Origin of the sequence: Proteus sp. fly-1067, assembly GCF_040139345.1 — a bacterium.
Taxonomy (GTDB): domain Bacteria; phylum Pseudomonadota; class Gammaproteobacteria; order Enterobacterales; family Enterobacteriaceae; genus Proteus; species Proteus vulgaris_B.
The window spans coordinates 1-722 of record NZ_JBEEUL010000094.1 but is presented as its reverse complement, the minus strand read 5'-3'; the positions used below and the strand labels follow the sequence as shown (position 1 = coordinate 722).

Sequence of the window (722 nt, the reverse complement as noted above, 5' to 3'; positions counted from 1 at the left end):
CCGTTGACAAGATGGGGTTAGATCAAAGGTCGCGCGAGTTAATGGTGCAGATTGATGGCAACCATTTTTAGTAATAAAGAAGCGCCAATTAGTGGTTGAGTGCTGCATAGTCAGAAACCAAGTAAAAGTATTATTACCTGTTTTCATATCAATTTTGTTCCAACGTGTGGGGCTTTGTTCATCTAAGGGAAGAAAACGTTCTATCCCTCCACTGGCTATTTTTCCATCGGGAGGACCAAATTCAGGAAAACCGTTATGGACTTCAATACTTTGTGGTTCATATTCAGCACCAAGTCCACAGTTAAAATTGGTGGGGGTTTTTTGACCTTTATTAAAATCATCATTATAACTACATTGATATGAGCGGCTTTGCGGTACTCTGACATAGCCATGAGCGTTAACCTGAAATGAAGAGACGGCGAATAGTACTCCTAACACACTAGCGTATATTGATGATGCAATTAGATATCTCATAATAACCTCGAATGAAAAGATAAAAAGAAGATTACTTACTGGCGATTAACAAATGTGATGTCATAGCAATGATCTATAACGCCAGTAATCATATTTTTATCATTTTGGGTGACAAAGATATTGAATAGAACTATGCAATATTAATTAAATCTTTATTCAATAATACTTGTATATGAATTGTGCTCATTCAATAGAGGAAATATTTATCTTGTTGTGGCTTTGATTGATAATCTTGATAGAATCATCAG

General features: G+C 35.6%; 1 protein-coding gene. It reads right to left on the bottom strand.

Annotated elements, in window-relative coordinates; genetic code table 11:
• Window positions 1–474 (bottom strand): lytic polysaccharide monooxygenase (locus tag ABN217_RS19315; RefSeq protein ID WP_349459868.1); only part of this gene is annotated, 474 nt, incomplete at its 3' end.
• Between the last annotated feature and the right edge of the window lie 248 nt (window positions 475–722).